The sequence below is a fragment of the Candidatus Synechococcus calcipolaris G9 genome (genome assembly GCF_029582805.1).
Taxonomy (GTDB): domain Bacteria; phylum Cyanobacteriota; class Cyanobacteriia; order Thermosynechococcales; family Thermosynechococcaceae; genus Synechococcus_F; species Synechococcus_F calcipolaris.
Map to the genome: position 1 here is coordinate 18,059 of NZ_JAKKUT010000006.1, position 16,489 is coordinate 34,547.

The 16,489-nt window shown below is 50.3% G+C and carries 15 protein-coding genes; 8 read left to right on the forward strand and 7 right to left on the reverse strand.

What is annotated here, in order from left to right; genetic code table 11:
- Positions 1-83: 83 nt before the first annotated feature.
- Positions 84-593, reverse strand: a complete 510-nt coding sequence (locus tag L3556_RS13525) for a TIGR02652 family protein (protein ID WP_277867871.1) — start codon at positions 591-593, stop codon at positions 84-86.
- Between the two features lie 203 nt (positions 594-796).
- On the opposite strand from L3556_RS13525, the gene L3556_RS13530 reads away from it, so the two are divergent.
- Positions 797-2,512 carry a diflavin flavoprotein gene (locus tag L3556_RS13530; RefSeq protein WP_277867872.1) on the forward strand — a complete coding sequence of 572 codons (1,716 nt, stop codon included), beginning with the start codon at positions 797-799 and terminating at the stop codon, positions 2,510-2,512.
- A gap of 22 nt (positions 2,513-2,534) precedes the next feature.
- Here L3556_RS13530 and L3556_RS13535 read toward each other — a convergent pair whose 3' ends face one another.
- Both L3556_RS13535 and L3556_RS13540 read right to left on the reverse strand, forming a co-directional pair.
- Positions 2,535-2,849 carry a hypothetical protein gene (locus L3556_RS13535; RefSeq protein ID WP_277867873.1) on the reverse strand — a complete coding sequence of 105 codons (315 nt, stop codon included), beginning with the start codon at positions 2,847-2,849 and terminating at the stop codon, positions 2,535-2,537.
- 4 nt (positions 2,850-2,853) lie between these two features.
- The gene (locus L3556_RS13540) at positions 2,854-3,633 is read right to left on the reverse strand and encodes a hypothetical protein (RefSeq protein ID WP_277867874.1); all 780 of its coding nucleotides are present in this window, start codon (positions 3,631-3,633) and stop codon (positions 2,854-2,856) included.
- A 434-nt stretch (positions 3,634-4,067) separates the two neighbouring features.
- On the opposite strand from L3556_RS13540, the gene L3556_RS13545 reads away from it, so the two are divergent.
- Positions 4,068-5,036 carry a protochlorophyllide reductase gene (locus L3556_RS13545; protein ID WP_277867875.1) on the forward strand — a complete coding sequence of 323 codons (969 nt, stop codon included), beginning with the start codon at positions 4,068-4,070 and terminating at the stop codon, positions 5,034-5,036.
- Here the strand turns inward: L3556_RS13545 and L3556_RS13550 are convergent.
- The 4 genes from L3556_RS13550 to pyrH form a co-directional block, all read right to left on the reverse strand.
- Entirely contained in the window at positions 5,033-6,280 is a 1,248-nt protein-coding gene (locus L3556_RS13550) for an NAD(P)/FAD-dependent oxidoreductase (RefSeq protein ID WP_277867876.1), read from the reverse strand. The genes L3556_RS13545 and L3556_RS13550 overlap by 4 nt on opposite strands.
- 288 nt (positions 6,281-6,568) lie before the next feature.
- Positions 6,569-7,486, reverse strand: coding sequence for a histone deacetylase family protein (locus L3556_RS13555; protein ID WP_277867877.1), 918 nt, complete (start codon positions 7,484-7,486; stop codon positions 6,569-6,571).
- Positions 7,487-7,559: 73 nt separating this feature from the next.
- Positions 7,560-8,108 carry a ribosome recycling factor gene (gene frr, locus L3556_RS13560; RefSeq protein ID WP_277867878.1) on the reverse strand — a complete coding sequence of 183 codons (549 nt, stop codon included), beginning with the start codon at positions 8,106-8,108 and terminating at the stop codon, positions 7,560-7,562.
- Positions 8,095-8,823, reverse strand: a complete 729-nt coding sequence (gene pyrH, locus L3556_RS13565) for a UMP kinase (protein ID WP_277867879.1) — start codon at positions 8,821-8,823, stop codon at positions 8,095-8,097. Before pyrH ends, frr begins: the two co-directional genes overlap by 14 nt.
- 269 nt (positions 8,824-9,092) lie before the next feature.
- Between pyrH and L3556_RS13570 the strand changes: the two genes are divergently transcribed.
- The 6 genes from L3556_RS13570 to L3556_RS13595 all read left to right on the forward strand — a co-directional run bounded on the left by L3556_RS13570 (position 9,093) and on the right by L3556_RS13595 (position 16,463).
- Complete coding sequence (locus L3556_RS13570; RefSeq protein ID WP_277867880.1) at positions 9,093-9,590, forward strand: CAAD domain-containing protein; 498 nt, start codon at positions 9,093-9,095, stop codon at positions 9,588-9,590.
- A gap of 104 nt (positions 9,591-9,694) precedes the next feature.
- Entirely contained in the window at positions 9,695-10,312 is a 618-nt protein-coding gene (locus tag L3556_RS13575) for a YHS domain-containing (seleno)protein (protein WP_277867881.1), read from the forward strand.
- 13 nt (positions 10,313-10,325) lie between these two features.
- Complete coding sequence (locus L3556_RS13580; protein ID WP_277867882.1) at positions 10,326-10,928, forward strand: cysteine dioxygenase family protein; 603 nt, start codon at positions 10,326-10,328, stop codon at positions 10,926-10,928.
- A 20-nt stretch (positions 10,929-10,948) separates the two neighbouring features.
- Positions 10,949-11,500 carry a sigma-70 family RNA polymerase sigma factor gene (locus L3556_RS13585; RefSeq protein ID WP_277867883.1) on the forward strand — a complete coding sequence of 184 codons (552 nt, stop codon included), beginning with the start codon at positions 10,949-10,951 and terminating at the stop codon, positions 11,498-11,500.
- Entirely contained in the window at positions 11,497-12,252 is a 756-nt protein-coding gene (locus L3556_RS13590; protein WP_277867884.1) for an anti-sigma factor, read from the forward strand. Before L3556_RS13585 ends, L3556_RS13590 begins: the two co-directional genes overlap by 4 nt.
- 224 nt (positions 12,253-12,476) lie before the next feature.
- Positions 12,477-16,463 carry a magnesium chelatase subunit H gene (locus L3556_RS13595; RefSeq protein ID WP_277867885.1) on the forward strand — a complete coding sequence of 1,329 codons (3,987 nt, stop codon included), beginning with the start codon at positions 12,477-12,479 and terminating at the stop codon, positions 16,461-16,463.
- Positions 16,464-16,489 lie beyond the last annotated feature (26 nt).

The window sequence follows — 16,489 nt, forward strand, 5'->3', positions numbered from 1 at the left end:
TTGAATTTTAATAATTTTAGCTTCCGAGTATTTGCAGCAAGGTAATTAATCGAGATGCCCCTGGTCAGTCAACCAGTGGTAGTTTAATCAAACATGCGAAAGTAGGGCGGGCGAATTGGCGTTCCCGGTTCCTTGGCTAAGTCAAAGTTAATGACATCCCAGCGGGGATCCTCTGCCGGCGTTGGACTAAATTCAATGGGTAAACCAAAAAGCCGTAACATATGGGGTTCTGAGGGGCCACGCCAAGGAGTATTTCGTTCAAGGTAGTGGGTAAATAGTTCCTGATAGCGTTGGGCAATCACCACCTTTGTTGCTCGGTAGCCTTGGGTATAAAGGCGATCGAGGGCATCGTGGATTTCAAAGCGAATCCCATCGGGGTGGGTATGTTGGCGATACCATTCCCCTTGCCATTGTCGCCACAGCCGTCCTGATTGCAGATGTACCAGTTCCTCGGTCTTGGGATCCGCCTCAAAGGGGCCATGGCGAGAACAGAGGTAGGTGTCTGTCAAGGTTAGAGCTTGGATCACCTGCCGACAGTGGGGACAACGGATTTCAGGGCCAAAAATAGGGTAGTGAAAGCCAGGTTGGATCATGGGCAAACCGTAGGGGACGGCAAACACGCGCCGTATCGGTTTTATTATAGCGATCTCAACCTGTGTGCCTAATTTTATTGCGCCTAATTTTATGGCAGGGGAGATAGAACGATCTGGCCCAGCGGCTTGAATATGTCACTATGTTGGATGTGCCACCATAATATTAATATTGGGCGCATGAGATTGTACTAGGAGGTATGCCGATGGTTGTTGCACCCCAAACTCGTTCGGCTCGGTTAACCCTACAGGTGATGGAGGTTGCCCCAGATACCACGGCTCTCCGTTGCCTAGATTGGGATCGGGAGCGATTTGATATTGAGTTTGCCCTAGAAAATGGCACGACCTATAACTCCTTTTTAATTCGGGGTGAAAAAACAGCCCTCGTCGATACGTCCCATCAAAAATTTGGCGATCGCTACCTGGAAAAACTATGGGACTTAATTGACCCCGCTGACCTAGATTACTTAGTCATTAGTCATACCGAGCCGGATCACAGTGGCTTAGTAAAGGATGTTCTGGCAAAAGCACCCCAAGTGATCGTGGTGGGTTCCAAGGTTGCTCTGCAATTTCTCAGCGCCCTAGTCCATGAACCGTTTCAAACCAAACAAATCAAAAATGGCGATCGCCTAGACCTAGGCCAGAACCACACCCTCGAATTTATCATGGCTCCAAATTTACATTGGCCCGATACGATTTTGACCTTTGACCACGGCACCGAGACCCTCTTTACCTGCGATGTTTTTGGTATGCACTACTGTGCCGATGATCCCTTTGATAGTGATCCCGATGTCATTGCCGCAGATTTTCGCTTTTATTACGATTGTTTGATGGGCCCCAATGCCCGCTCTGTCCTATCTGCCCTGAAACGGATGGCCAACCTACCGGAACCCAAGCTCATTGCCACCGGTCACGGCCCCCTGCTCCAGGAGCATATTCCCGATTGGATTGAATCCTATCGGCTGTGGAGTCAAGAACAGGCCAAAGCTGCTACTACCGTCGCCCTTTTTTATCAAGGGGAGTACGGCTACAGTGAGCCATTAGTGGCGGCCATTAGTCGAGGAGCCAGTAAAACCGGCGTGGTTGTGGAAACCATGGATATCACAAATGTGGACTTGCAAGATATTCGTGAACTAGTGGATGCGGCGGCGGGAATTATTATTGGTATGCCCGCCAGTGATAGTACTTGTCAGGCGGCCTTGAGTACGATGTTGGCGGCGGCTCACAGTAAGCAGGCCATTGGGCTTTTTGAAGTGGGGGCAATGGATTCAGAGCCGGCCTATCCCCTGATCAACCAATTCCGTGATTTAGGTCTAACCCCCGTTTTTCCGGTGATTCGGGTGGGGGAAACCCTCAGTGATGCCCTTTTGCAGGAGGCAGAGGAAGCCGGTACGGATATGGGGCAGTGGTTACTGCGCGATCGCACCGTTAAACAAATGAAATCCCTAGATACGGATTTGGATAAGGCCCTGGGACGGTTGAGTGGCGGACTGTATATTATTACTGCCCAGAAGGGAAACATTAACAGTGCCATGCTGGCCTCCTGGGTAGCCCAGGCCAGTCTGGAACCCCTAGGCATTACTATTGCGGTGGCCAAGGATCGGGCGATCGAATCCTTTCTCCATGTTGGTGATACCTTTGTTCTGAATGTTTTAGAGGATGGCAACTATCAACTCTTAATGCGCCATTTCCTGAAACGATTCCCCCCCGGGGGCGATCGCTTTGCCGATGTCAAAACCTATCCTGCCAGTAATGGGAGTCCCATCTTGGCCGATGCCCTAGCTTACCTAGAATGCACGGTGATCAGTCGGATGGATGCCCACGATCACTGGTTAGTGTATAGCACGATCACGGTGGGGCGAATTTCTAAGCCGGATGCCCTAACGGCCGTTCATCATCGCAAGGTGGGGAATCATTACTAAATTTAATTTATCTGTACTTTTTTCACCTACGGTAGGCATACCCGAAATAAATCAAGGTCGTTTCAATCGCATTAACGCGATCGACTAAAATCTTCCAACTAGGGGCTGTAATGCCATAAATTCCAGAAAAATGACGGCGAGCCATATCAAACTTCTTAAATTTGTGATGCATTTTCTCCACAGTCCAAGCCTTACTAAGTAAGAAGATCAAAGCCTTAGTTGCTGCCTCTAAACTTTCCTCGCGGGCAATAACCAACTCGGCAGTTGTTGCCAATAACTCACTATAGTTCCGGCGTGATGCCAGGATTGTTTGACGCATTTTATCTGCTAATCCCATTGGCTTATCCTTCAGAACCTGAAATACCTAAATTGCCTGACTCTAAAATGTTTAAGTGGTTGAGTAATTCTTGACCTAAGCCGAAAGGAAGTTTAGATGCAAAGTTGCGAAGCCACTGAATACTCGCTTCATACTGAGTGACAAAAAAACGCATTTTTTGATCTAATATGCGTCGCTCTTTCATCAATTGACCAACTTTATGTTTCAAACGCTCTAGTTCAACTCGCTCCTTCATTAGGTCTGTTAGAGAACGATTCAGATTTTCATTTTCCTTGACTAGAGCCAAATTTCGGTGTTCAACCTCGGCGGCAAACTCCAAACTCACTTCAGTATCTTCTTCAGCTTTTATAAGTTCATCAACGAGTTGAGTCACTTCATTCTTTTTGAAGATAATTTCTTTTTCTAGAGCATCAACATATATCTGTAGTTTAGCTAGTTCTTGTTCTTTTAGTTGCTGTTTAACATCGAGAAACTCCTGCTCTAGTTCACCTAATACAGGTTCAGCTAAATCCTTCAGTACGCCTAATGCAGTCCCTTTTTTAGCTAGATTTTTCTTTCCATGACCGAGAATTGGAACCGTTGCCCAGCCAGATCGTACAGCTTTATAGGTATCCTTACCGCCTGACACAACTTGCCATCCCCATTCTTTAGCTTGCTGGCAAAGTCCTCGCTGATTTATTTTAGTGTGAACGATTTGAATAAAATTTTGAATTTCCTTTATTTGGGCTTCAATGTCCCGTAACCTTTCGTCTAAGAACGAAGGCTGAGGGTAACTCATATTCATTGGCAAAATCCTTAATTACTTGAAAATTTATTTGCTTTACATTCTAAATACCTCAATCTTGATTGTTAAGTAACGGTTAATTAGGATGAGAAAAGGAAATATTTATTGCCAGTTGCTACAAACGACAGTGATTTACCTTCCGACTTAAATTACGATCCAGCGTAGCTAGGCCCATGTGCGTGGGCATCTAGTTTTAGGCAAACCATGTAAGGGGAGTGACATGACCCCCAATTTCGTAAACCTGTTAACCTTCAGCCTCAATCCCTGGTCGGCAGCGATGACTTGGATAAAACGTGATTAAGGATAAAACTTGATTAAGTATTGACTCTTTTTATTAAGACACTGTAAAAATTTCAGTGCCAAGGGGCCAGGATGTTCCCGCTTCTATGGCAGGATCAGAGGCGTTGTTACATTGCAAGACTATTCCTAAACCTATGTCAGATCAGCAACTTCCCACAGCAATTATTACCGGTGCCTCCTCTGGTGTTGGCCTCTATGGTGCTAAGGCCCTCGCTGAAAAAGGCTGGCATGTGGTCATGGCCTGTCGCAATCTCGAAAAAGCGAAAGCTGCGGCAGAAGAGGTCAAGATTCCTGGCGATCGCTACACCATTCTGCACTTAGATCTAGCCTCCTTGGACTCGGTACGGAAATTTGTGGATGAGTTTCGAGCCACGGGGCGATCGCTGGCGGCCTTGGTCTGCAATGCAGCGGTTTACTATCCTCTGCTGAAGGAACCCCGCTACACCGTCGATGGTTATGAAGAAAGTGTGGCCACCAATCATCTGGGTCATTTCTTACTGTGTAATTTAATGCTCCAGGATCTAAAAAATTCTTCTGCTCTAGAAAAAAGGCTCATTATCTTAGGTACTGTAACCGCCAACAGTAAGGAATTGGGAGGTAAAATTCCCATTCCAGCACCGCCAGACTTGGGAGATTTACAGGGGTTGGCGGCGGGCTTCAAGGCCCCCATTAGTATGATCAATGGCAAACCCTTTAAGTCAGGGAAAGCTTACAAAGATAGTAAATTGTGTAATATGCTCACCACCCGTGAGTTACACCGTCGTTTCCACGAGTCTACGGGTATTGTTTTTAACTCGTTGTACCCTGGCTGTGTGGCAGATACCCCCCTCTTTCGGAATCACTTTCCCCTCTTCCAGACACTATTTCCACTGTTTCAAAAAAATATTACCGGCGGCTATGTCACCCAGGAGTTGGCGGGGCAGCGGTTAGCCGCAGTGGTCGCTGATTCAGAATTCCATCAGTCTGGGGTGCATTGGAGTTGGGGAAACCGACAAAAACAAGGGCGCAAGGCCTTTGTGCAGGAGCTTTCAGCGGAAGGCAGTGATGATCAAAAGGCTCAACGGTTATGGGATTTGAGTGCCCAGCTTGTCGGTTTAGCCTAGTCGCGGGGATGAAAAAACAGGCGTTGACTCAGGAAGCGACGGCCCCGACCATAGGTTTGCCACCAACTCACGAGGACTACGCCACGGGGCCAAGCACCGGGTAAGTAAAACCAGTGGATGATTAACCATAGGAGCCAAGGGAACCAGCCCGTTAGTTTGATCGGGCCAATTTCGGCGATCGCTGATTTAGCCTCAATGATCGCCATGCGCCCTTTATTAAAATAGTGAAAGGGTTTTGGGGCCTTGCCTTGGAGTTGTCGCTGCAAATTTTCGGCCACCTTTCGGCCCTGTTGTAGGGCTTCGGGAGCCAGTCCCCTGGTCTGTTTCAGCCAGGCACTATCGCCAATGACGTAGACATTTTCCGCCCCTTGCCATTGCAGGGTAGGATCCACTGGCAACTTTTTACGGCCGACGGTTTGAGCTGGCGGAGACATTAACGGCAGGGCCGCCCGAACGCCAGCCGCCCAAAGGACGGTCGAAGTCTCAATGACACAGCCATTCATCAGTTCTAGCCTCGTTTCCGAGACCTGAACTACCCGATGATTCAGGAGAACCGTCACCCCCAATTGTTGCAAACGCTTGAGGGTGTATTGGCGTAGTCGCGGCGCAAAATCCGGCAAAAGACTTGCCCCCCCTTGAATGAGATAAATCTGTACCCTTACCCCCCCTAACCATGGCGGTGGCCGCCGTCCAAGTTCGGCCAGGGAACCCGCCAATTCAACCCCCGTGGCTCCACCCCCGACAATGGCGATCTCTAGGGGTTGGGGATTGGCCTCTCTTTGAATTCTTTCAATGGTTTGGAGGAAATGCTGATGGAACCGTAGGGCGTGCTGGAGGTTTCGCAGGGGAAAGCCATAGTCCTGGGCACCGGGAACCTGGAAAAATTCGCTTTGACTGCCGGTGGCAATGACTAAATAATCGTAGGGAATGGAGCCATTTTCGGTGTCAACTTGCTGGGCGGTGAAATTAATTTCCCGGATTTCCGTCACCAGAAACTGAGTATTTTTATGGCCCCGTAACGCCTCAATAATGGGATAGGCGATCGCCTGGGGTGGCAAAATTGCCGTGGCCACCTGGTAGAGGAGCGGCACAAAGGTGTGATAGCTGTGGCGATCAACCAGGAGAATCTCTGCCTTTACATGGCGTAGCGATCGCACCACCTGAAGTCCAGCAAAACCTGCTCCTAAGACCACAATACGCGGTTGAGCAAGTTGAACAATCGGTAATTGCGGGGCTTGAGCCATTTACCTTACCCGTGGGAGGTTCTCCTTATCCCCCCCATTGTAGGTTCTGTAATTCTTCACCTCCGTGGGCTATGTACCCTTGACCCCGACCAATGCCTGAGGTTACTCCAGTGACCAATACCGGTTGCTTTTCAAATGGCATCATACACTCAATGAATTTATGAAATTACGGTAATCGTTGCGATGTTATCACCAACGAGTTCACCCTTACCTGACTGTTTTTTCCAGGATGACAACCAGAATTTAGTAAAGGAGAAAAGAGAAGACCAAAGATTTTAAAGTTTCAGACTAAGCTTTTGGATGACATGGAGCTAAAGTTGCAGCCACCGAATCAGCCAGGGCCCCTAGGTGATATCCCCCTTCTAAACCAAAGACAATCTGGCGCGTTAATGCCAAACATTGCTCTGTCAACCACTGATAATCACTAGCTTGTAAATTAATATCCCCTAGGGGATCGGCGGCATGGCTATCATAACCAGCACTAATCATTAATAGGTCTGGGTTAAATGCCTCTAAAAAGGGAATGACCTGATCACTAAACTGCTGCCGATAGTCCTGGGAGCCAGTTCCAGCCAACAGGGGAATATTCAAAATATTTCCGTAAACACCTTTTTCCTCGGCACTGCCTGTATAGGGGTAGTGATCTCCCTCATGGAGTGAACAGTAGGCAATATTGGCATGATTCTCAACGATCGCCTGGGTTCCATTGCCATGGTGAACATCCCAATCTAAGATGGCAACTCGCTGAATCCCTGGCTGTTGCAGGGCATAATAGGCCGCGATCGCCCCATTGGCCAATAAACAAAACCCCATTCCCCGTGCGGGTAGGGCATGATGCCCCGGCGGACGGGCTAAAACAAAGACGGGCTGATGACCCTCTAACACCCGATCCACCCCATCCAACCAAGCATTCACCGCCAACAGAGCCACTTCGTAACTGGGTTCAGCCACAAAGGTATCCGCATCCAGCCAACCACCGCCCTTGTCCGCCAACTGTTTGAGGCCGTCTAGGTATTCGGGAGTATGTATGGCCTGGAGCAGGGGCAGGGGAGAGCGTTGCTCTAAGGATGTGGGTTCCTGCCACTGGATATCCTCGCTAACGGTATGGAGTTTCTGAACGATCGTCCGTAGCCGTTCTGGGGTCTCAAAATGGAAGGATGGGGCCCGATGCTCTAAGAATTTATCGGAGTAAATGACCGTTACCATGGACAGAATATCTAGAAAATATGGGAGATCAAGAAGGATATTACCTATACCGCCATAGTATTATGGCACGGTATTATACCGTCATAATATCTTTTTCCTTTTCGGATAAGATTTCGTCAACCTTAGCAATGTACTTATCGGTGAGTTTTTGCACTTGATCTTGTAGGTCTTTGGCTTGATCTTCGGAGAGTTCGCCACTTTTGCCCTGTTTTTTCACGCCATCAATGGCATCTCGGCGAATATTACGAATGGATACCTTCCCCGCTTCCGCTAATTTAGAGACGGTTTTAACCAGTTCTTTACGGCGATCGGTAGTGAGCGGGGGAATATTAAGGCGGACAACGGTTCCATCATTATTGGGGGTTAGGCCCAAGTCCGACAATTGAATGGCCTTTTCAATTTGAGCCAGGCTGGAGCGATCGTAGGGTTGAATCGTAATCGTACTGGCATCCGGTGTGGAAATATTCGCCAGGGATCGCAGGGGGGTTTCCGTACCATAGTATTCCACGGTGATCCGATCTAGGAGGGAAATGCTGGCTCGGCCTGTGCGAACACTGTTAAAGTCATGCTGGGTTGCTTCAACGGACTTTTGCATACGCTCTTCAACATCAGCTAATTTCACAGGAGCCTCCCACAATCGTACCAATGGACTCACCCAAGAGGGCGCGACAAATATTACCCGGTTCGTTCAAGCTAAACACAATGATCGGGATATTATTATCTTTACACAGGGCGATCGCCGTACTGTCCATCACCGCTAAATTATGGGTGAGGGCATGGGTATAGGTGAGGCTTTTGTATCGCCGGGCCTGGGGATTTTTGCGGGGGTCGTCATCGTATACCCCATCCACTTTTGTGGCCTTAAAAATAACTTCGGCATCAATCTCAGCGGCCCGGAGGGCGGCGGTGGTATCGGTGGTAAAAAAGGGATTGCCAGAACCGGCCCCAAAAATGACCACCCGGCCTTTTTCTAGGTGGCGCATGGCCCTTCGACGAATATAGGGTTCGGCCACCTCTTGCATGGCGATCGCCGTCTGGACGCGGGTGGGAATCTCCATTTGCTCTAGGGCATCCTGGAGGGTCATGGCATTCATCACTGTGGCAATCATGCCGATATAGTCAGCCGTGGCCCGATCCATCCCCGCTGCCGCCCCCTTCATCCCTCGAAAAATATTCCCGCCACCCACTACAATGGCAATCTGCACACCCGCTCGGATGACCTGGGTAATTTCACTGGCAAAGGCTTGCACAATTTTAGGATCAATCCCGTAGGGCATATCTCCCATGAGTGCTTCACCACTTAGCTTTAGCAAGACACGGCGATACTTGGGACTCATGCCGAAATGTCAAAGCTCCAAACTTTCCCAATTAACCATAGCAGGTCATGTCACCCCATAGTTGCTTTCTAGGGAAATCAGGCATCAGAAATGAGTTGGCAGGAAAATTCTAGGGGGGCCTGGTATAGTTGGCCATGCCATGTTACATAGGTTATGAAAGCCCTCCAGGAATTAACCTTTATGTACTCCCATATCGGCTGGAATCACCTGAGGCATAATCACGTTATACATTTAACCTTTAATTGTCGTGTTGGGCGAGGTATCTGTGCATGAGTCATGAATTCGAGAATGGCCCCGTTGAGGCTGAAGCCGACGTTACCCCCGAAGTCACCACCAGTGAGCCTGCGGCCTTTGAGGTTGACTCTAGCCCATCGGGTCAACTCGCCTCAATGTCAGAATCAATGCCCGGCGGTATGACGGAAGAGCAATTGCAACAGGCCCGGGAAAAGCTTTACTGGATCTTAACGGTCTTCCCGGAGCAGGTGGGGGCATTTTTTGGGGAGTACAAGCAACCCCTCACGACCCTCTTTATTATTTTGGCAACGGTTCCCTTTGTCGCCCTAGCGGTGGCCATTTTAGAAGTGATCAATGTCATTCCCTTCCTCGCTCCGACCTTTCAACTGGTGGGTTTTGGCTACAGTAGTTGGTTTATTTATCGCTATCTGTTGTTTGCCGATCGCCGTCAAGAATTTTCCCAAACCATTGATGACTACAAGACCCGAATTTTAGGGGATATTCTCAACACCAGTGAGGGAGATCAGGAATAAAAGGACTATTAGGTTCTCCCATTCTTTGAAGCTTTTGAGCCTAAGGCACATCCAACCCCAGGTTCCGTTGCGTACCTATAGTAGCTGTCTACCTATAGGCCATCATGAAGCTCATTTATTGTGCCTTTTTAACCTCCCTTGCCCTAATTACCACTGGATATATTTACCACGGCAATGCCTCTAGCCCCAGTCCTGAAGGGGGAGTGGTTGCCCAAAATCGAGTGGATCCCTGCGCTGCGGCTAATCCCTGCGCTGCAAAAGACCCCTGCGCGGCTAAAAATCCCTGTGCCTCAAAGGATCCCTGTGCAGCGAAAGACCCCTGTGCTGCCGCTCGTCAATCATCCTTGATTTATCGCGATCGCGGTAATATTGCCCTCAAAGGTCAGGATGTGGTCAGCTATTTTACCCAAGGGAAAGCAATGCCTGGGAGCAACCAATATACCTATGAATGGCAAGGTGCCATCTGGCAATTTAGTAGTGCGGCCAACCGCGATCGCTTTGCTAAAAACCCCAGTCAGTACGCGCCCCAGTACGGTGGTTATTGCGCCAAGGCTATGGCAGAAGGAAATATTGCCCCTACGGATCCGGACGCATGGCATATCCATCAGGGCAAGCTATATCTGAACTATGATAAGTCCGTGCAAGCCCAATGGCTGCGAGATGTACCGGGTAATATTGCCCTAGCCAACAAAAACTACCCTGGAGTGCTCGCTTCGCGATAGGTTTATCCCTAGAATGATCTATTTTGCGACCACCGACGGCTCTATGGAAACGGTTGAATTACCAGAGGTGGAGCCGTCCCAGGATTCCCCCTATCGCCTCTATCGCTTTCTGACGGATTTAGAGGATATTTTGGCTCGGGTTCAGGGCGATCGCCCGCGTCTAGAAGCTATCTTCCCCTTGGTGCAGCGGCTTTTGCGGGACTCTCCCTGGTTGTACTACCCAGATTTGGTGCCCCATCCGCAAACGGGTTGGGCAGTGCAGACCCTCTATGATGAACCCTTCTATCCCTTAACGGTGCAGCGGGTGGCTTGGGCGGCGGGGGCCACATCTCCCATCCATAACCATGGTACCTGGGGAATTGTTGCTATTTTGCAAGGAGAAGAAAAAAATACCTTTTACCAGCGATCGCCCCAACCGGCCTATCCCCACCGCCTAGAACTTGGGGACGAATGCACCCTAGGGCAAGACCAGATGATTGGTTTTTTTGCCGATGCCATCCACCACGTCCAAGCCCTAGACCAGGGCCCCACCCTTAGCTTTAACCTGTACGGTGAGACCAACTACGATCAACGCTGGCAATTTGATCTAGCTACCCATTCTGCTCGTTTATTCTAGTACTTAGGGTACAAGCAACAATGATCCTCTCAAATCTGAGTGATGCGGAGTTACTGCAAACCCTACGGAAGGGTCGCCAGGGGGCCCTGGGGGTACTGTACGATCGCTATGGAGCCTTGGTGTATCGGTTAGGGGCCCGGGTACTGGGAAATCTGGAGGAAGCTGAAGACCTTACCCAGGAAATTTTCAGTTCCTTGGTGCATAAAGCCTACAATCCTGAGCGCGGCTCCTTGAGGGCTTACCTTACCGTTTTAACCCGCTCCCGGGCCATTGATCGCCTCCGCAAGGTGAGATCCCAGCAGGATATGTTAAGGCGTTTACAGCACATTTCCGCCAACCACACCCCGGCCAAGGATATGGATGATAGTTACCTCAGTCATCGAGTAATCACTGCCCTGCAACAGTTACCCGATACCCATCGTCAAGTCCTAGAAATGGCCTACTACAGTGGCATGAGTCAATCAGAAATTTCCGAACATTTAGAGCTGCCCTTGGGAACCGTGAAGTCTCGGGCCCGCAGTGGCTTGATTCAACTCAAACGCCTACTCGAAGACTTGAGGGAGCAGCCATGAGCGACGCTAATATTCCCCAGGAATGGGAAGAACTACTGGCCGGCTATGTTTTGGGGGATCTCTCCTCCGAGGAAGCCCGCACCGTCCAAGAATTACTCACGGATTATCCAGAATTATTAGCAGAAATTCAGCATTTTCAGGACATTCTTGCCCTGTTACCCCTGGCCTTGCCGGAGGTTCCGGTTCCCCAAACCCTGCGATCGCAGATCCTCGCCTCAGAAATGGGTGCTTCGGAGATGGCTGCCCAAAAAACACGCCGGTTGCCGTCTCCATCTCCCCTGCGATGGTGGGGGTTGGGGGGAATGGCCCTCCTGATCGGCCTCGGCTGGCTCTGGGATAGTTATTCCCTACGGCAGCAAATCGCCAGTATGGAGCAAAGTTTAGAGAAGTTAGAGCATATTGCCCAAGAAACACCTGCCCCTAGGGGCGATCGCACCCTAATGCTAGAGGGAATGGGGCCAACCTCTAATGCCACGGGGATGGTGGCCTTTGCCCCCCAATACCGCATGGCGGTGGTGAGTATTGATAATTTACCCCCCTTGCCCTCGGGCCAGGTTTATCGGCTATGGGCAGCCATTGGAGATGAAAAAGTTGAATGCTCGGAAATTGTACCCGATGCATCGGGCCGGGTTTACCTCAAACTTCCCTTGGATAGTAACTTGATGAATTCAACGGCTTTGGTGATTACGATTGAGCCAGAAACTCCCTTTCCCCAACCCCAGGGAGAAATGGTGATGCAGGGCTTTATCTAAGCTGAGCCGGATTTTTGAGAATTCCTAGGCTTGCATAGGGTCTTACTCTTGTCAAGAGATATGACATAAATATAATACTTTGTGATGCCCTGCCCCTGAAACTTTGCAAATTGTTACTTCGTTAACCAAAAGCTCCCCCTTCGCTCTGGATTTTTGGTACAACCACAATGGGGTGTATCCCGTTGTGAAGTTTGTAAAGTTTCGTAAACAAGGAGTTTGAACGCATGTTCACCCACGTCAAGTCCACCATTCGGCATATCGCGCCAGAGTCTCAACCGGGGCGATCGCTGATGCGAGTGGTCTATGTCGTGCTGGAAGCTCAGTACCAGAGTGCTCTTTCTGCCGCCGTTCGCTCGATCAATGCCCACAACCCCAGTCTAGGCATTGAGATCAGTGGTTATCTGTTGGAGGAGCTACGCAACCCGGAAAACTACGCCGCCTTTTGTGAAGATGTCTCCCGCGCCAATGTCTTTATTGCCTCCTTGATTTTCATTGAAGACCTGGCAGACAAGGTGGTAGAAGCGGTGCAACCCTACCGCGATCGCCTGGATGTGGCGGTGGTTTTTCCCTCCATGCCCCAGGTGATGCGCCTAAACAAGATGGGCAGTTTTTCCATGGCCCAGTTAGGTCAGTCCAAGAGTGTGATTGGCCAGTTCATGAAAAAGCGCAAGGGGAAGGCTGGCTCTGGCTTCCAGGATGGGATGCTCAAGCTCCTGCAAACCCTGCCCAAGGTTTTGAAGTATCTGCCCATTGATAAGGCCCAGGATGCCCGTAACTTCATGCTCAGTTTCCAGTATTGGCTGGGTGGCTCTCCTGAAAACCTAGAAAACTTTTTGCTAATGCTGGGCGATCGCTACGTGTTTAAGGGAGAAAACCTGCAAAGCGCGGCCCTCAAGTACCAAGATCCCGTCACCTATCCCGATACTGGCATTTGGCATCCCTTGGCTCCCCAGATGTTCGAGGATTTGAAGGAGTATTGTAACTGGTTCAATAGCCGCCGGGATATTGGCGACGACCTCAAGGATCCCCTCGTGCCCACGGTGGGGTTAATTCTCCAGCGTACCCATTTGGTGACGGGGGATGATGCCCATTATGTGGCCGTTGTCCAGGAACTGGAATCCCAAGGGGCGCGGGTGATTCCGGTCTTTTCAGGGGGACTAGACTTTTCCAAACCCCTAGAGATGTTTTTCTATGATCCCGTCCAGCCCCAACGCACGATGGTGGATTGTGTGGTGTCCTTAACGGGGTTTGCCCTTGTGGGTGGCCCCGCCAAGCAGGATCATCCCAAGGCGGTGGCGGCCCTAAAAAAACTGAACCGACCCTACATGGTGTCCTTGCCTTTGGTGTTTCAAACCACAGAAGAATGGGAAGACAGCGATCTGGGGTTACATCCGATTCAGGTGGCCCTACAAATTGCTCTGCCGGAACTGGATGGGGCCATTGAACCCATTATTCTTTCAGGACGGGATGGAACCACCGGCCGGGCGATCGCCCTCCAAGATCGGGTGGAAATGATTGCCCAGCGGGCCCTGAAGTGGGCCAATCTCCGCCGTAAACCCAAGGTGAATAAAAAAGTTGCCATTACCATTTTTAGTTTTCCACCGGACAAGGGAAATATTGGTACGGCAGCCTACCTGGATGTCTTTGGCTCGATCTACAAAGTGATGGAGAGCCTGAAAAACAACGGCTATGATGTGACGGATTTGCCCGCGAATGCCGAAACTCTGATGCAAGAGATTCTCCATGATGCCCGCGCCCAAGTGGGGAGTCCCGAACTGAATATTGCCTACCGGATGCCCGTGCCGGAATATGAAACCCTGACCCCCTATGCCAAGCGTCTCGAAGAGAACTGGGGCAAACCCCCCGGCCAACTCAACAGTGACGGCCAAAACCTACTCATCTATGGCAAAACCTACGGGAATGTCTTTATTGGCGTTCAGCCTACCTTTGGCTACGAAGGGGATCCGATGCGGCTGCTCTTTTCGCGGTCTGCCAGCCCCCACCATGGCTTTGCCGCCTACTACACGTTTCTGAATCAAATTTGGCAAGCAGATGCGGTGCTTCACTTTGGTACTCACGGCTCCCTCGAATTTATGCCCGGTAAACAGATGGGAATGTCAGGGGATTGCTACCCCGATAACCTGATTGGCAATATTCCCAATCTTTACTACTACGCCGCCAATAATCCTTCGGAAGCAACGATCGCCAAGCGACGCAGCTATGCCAATACCATTAGTTACCTGACTCCACCGGCGGAAAATGCTGGCCTCTACAAAGGTCTGCGGGAACTGAGCGATCTGATCGGCTCCTACCAAACCTTGAAGGAAAGCGGTCGGGGTATCCAGATTGTGAATACGATTATGGACAAATGCCGCCTCGTGAATCTGGATCAGGATGTGCAATTACCCGATGCAGATGCCGCAGATATGAGCAGCGAAGAGCGGGATACTCTGGTGGGCAAGGTCTATATCAAGCTGATGGAAATTGAATCTCGGTTGTTACCCTGTGGCTTGCACGTCATTGGTAAACCCCCTAGCACCGAAGAGGCGATCGCCACCCTGGTGAATATTGCCAGTTTGGATCGCCCAGAAGATGACATCTTGAGTTTGCCGCGGATCATTGCCGCCAGTGTGGATCGGGATATTGACTCGATCTTCCAGGGGAGCGATCGCGGCGTTTTAGACGATGTGCAACTCCTGCAAGAGATCAACCAGGCCACCCGTGGAGCCGTGAGTGCCCTTGTCCATGCCCAGGCCGATGCCGATGGCCGCGTCTCCAAGGTGTCTAAGCTAAATTTCTTTAATATGGGTCGCAAAGAACCCTGGATTGAGGCCCTCCACGGTGCGGGCTATACCCAAGTGGATAGTGAAACCATCAAGCCCCTGATGGAATACCTGGAATTTTGTTTGCAGCAAATTGTCGCTGACAATGAACTGGGGGCATTGCTCCAGGCCCTAGAAGGGGAATACATTCTTCCAGGGCCGGGGGGAGATCCCATTCGCAATCCCGATGTCTTGCCCACGGGTAAAAATATCCATGCCCTGGATCCCCAAGCCATTCCCACCGCCGCTGCGGTCAAGTCTGCCAAAGTTGTGGTGGATCGCCTCCTGGCCCGTCAACGGGACGAAAACAACGGTGCCTGGCCCGAAAGCATTGCCCTAGTTCTCTGGGGAACGGATAACATCAAAACCTATGGTGAATCCCTAGCCCAAGTCCTGTGGATGGTGGGGGTGCGGCCGCTGCCGGATTCCCTGGGGCGGATGAACAAACTGGAATTAATTCCCCTAGACGAACTGGGCCGGCCCCGCATTGATGTGGTCGTGAATTGTTCTGGGGTGTTCCGGGATTTGTTTATTAATCAAATGGAGCTTTTAGATCGGGCGGTAAAATTGGCCGCCGAAGCCGACGAACCCCTAGAGATGAACTTTATCCGCAAACATGCCCTCAAGCAGGCCGCTGACATGGGAATTAATCTCCGCCAAGCGGCAACCCGTGTCTTCACCAATGCCTCTGGTTCCTATGCTGCCAATGTGAACCTAGCGGTGGAAAATAGCACCTGGGAACAGGAATCGGAGCTCCAGGATATGTACCTGGCCCGTAAGTCCTTTGCCTTTTCGGCAGATTCTCCGGGTACGATGACGCAATCACGGCAAATTTTGGAATCGGCCCTAAAAACCGTGGATGTGACGTTCCAAAACCTGGATTCAGCAGAAATTAGCTTGACGGATGTGAGTCATTATTTTGATTCAGATCCCACCAAGGTTGTCAGTAATCTGCGGGGAGATGGCAAGCAACCCAAATCCTATATTGCGGATACTACCACCGCTAATGCCCAGGTGCGATCGCTCTCGGAAACCGTCCGCTTAGACAGTCGCACGAAATTGCTCAATCCTAAATGGTACGAAGGGATGCTTTCCCACGGCTATGAAGGAGTGCGGGAAATTTCCAAACGGCTTGTGAATACCATGGGCTGGTCTGCCACCGCTGGAGCGGTTGATAATTGGGTCTATGAGGATGTGAATGCCACATTCATTGAAGATGAGCAGATGCGGCAGCGACTCTTGAACCTAAACCCCCATTCCTTCCGTAAGATTGTCGGCACATTGCTGGAATTAAACGGTCGCGGCTATTGGGATACCAGTGAGAGTAATCTTGATCTGCTGCGGCAACTTTACCAGGACGTGGAGGATAAAATCGAAGGGGTTGAGTAGATACTGAGATACTGATGTATTAAGGT

What these genes read in the sequence shown, in the direction of transcription:
- L3556_RS13525 (WP_277867871.1), bottom strand. Translation starts at nt 593, where the DNA reads ATGATCCAACCTGGCTTTCACTACCCTATTTTTGGCCCTGAAATCCGT.
- L3556_RS13530 (WP_277867872.1), top strand. Translation starts at nt 797, where the DNA reads ATGGTTGTTGCACCCCAAACTCGTTCGGCTCGGTTAACCCTACAGGTG.
- L3556_RS13535 (WP_277867873.1), bottom strand. Translation starts at nt 2,849, where the DNA reads ATGGGATTAGCAGATAAAATGCGTCAAACAATCCTGGCATCACGCCGG.
- L3556_RS13540 (WP_277867874.1), bottom strand. Translation starts at nt 3,633, where the DNA reads ATGAATATGAGTTACCCTCAGCCTTCGTTCTTAGACGAAAGGTTACGG.
- L3556_RS13545 (WP_277867875.1), top strand. Translation starts at nt 4,068, where the DNA reads ATGTCAGATCAGCAACTTCCCACAGCAATTATTACCGGTGCCTCCTCT.
- L3556_RS13550 (WP_277867876.1), bottom strand. Translation starts at nt 6,280, where the DNA reads ATGGCTCAAGCCCCGCAATTACCGATTGTTCAACTTGCTCAACCGCGT.
- L3556_RS13555 (WP_277867877.1), bottom strand. Translation starts at nt 7,486, where the DNA reads ATGGTAACGGTCATTTACTCCGATAAATTCTTAGAGCATCGGGCCCCA.
- pyrH (WP_277867879.1), bottom strand. Translation starts at nt 8,823, where the DNA reads ATGAGTCCCAAGTATCGCCGTGTCTTGCTAAAGCTAAGTGGTGAAGCA.
- L3556_RS13570 (WP_277867880.1), top strand. Translation starts at nt 9,093, where the DNA reads ATGAGTCATGAATTCGAGAATGGCCCCGTTGAGGCTGAAGCCGACGTT.
- L3556_RS13575 (WP_277867881.1), top strand. Translation starts at nt 9,695, where the DNA reads ATGAAGCTCATTTATTGTGCCTTTTTAACCTCCCTTGCCCTAATTACC.
- L3556_RS13580 (WP_277867882.1), top strand. Translation starts at nt 10,326, where the DNA reads ATGATCTATTTTGCGACCACCGACGGCTCTATGGAAACGGTTGAATTA.
- L3556_RS13585 (WP_277867883.1), top strand. Translation starts at nt 10,949, where the DNA reads ATGATCCTCTCAAATCTGAGTGATGCGGAGTTACTGCAAACCCTACGG.
- L3556_RS13590 (WP_277867884.1), top strand. Translation starts at nt 11,497, where the DNA reads ATGAGCGACGCTAATATTCCCCAGGAATGGGAAGAACTACTGGCCGGC.
- L3556_RS13595 (WP_277867885.1), top strand. Translation starts at nt 12,477, where the DNA reads ATGTTCACCCACGTCAAGTCCACCATTCGGCATATCGCGCCAGAGTCT.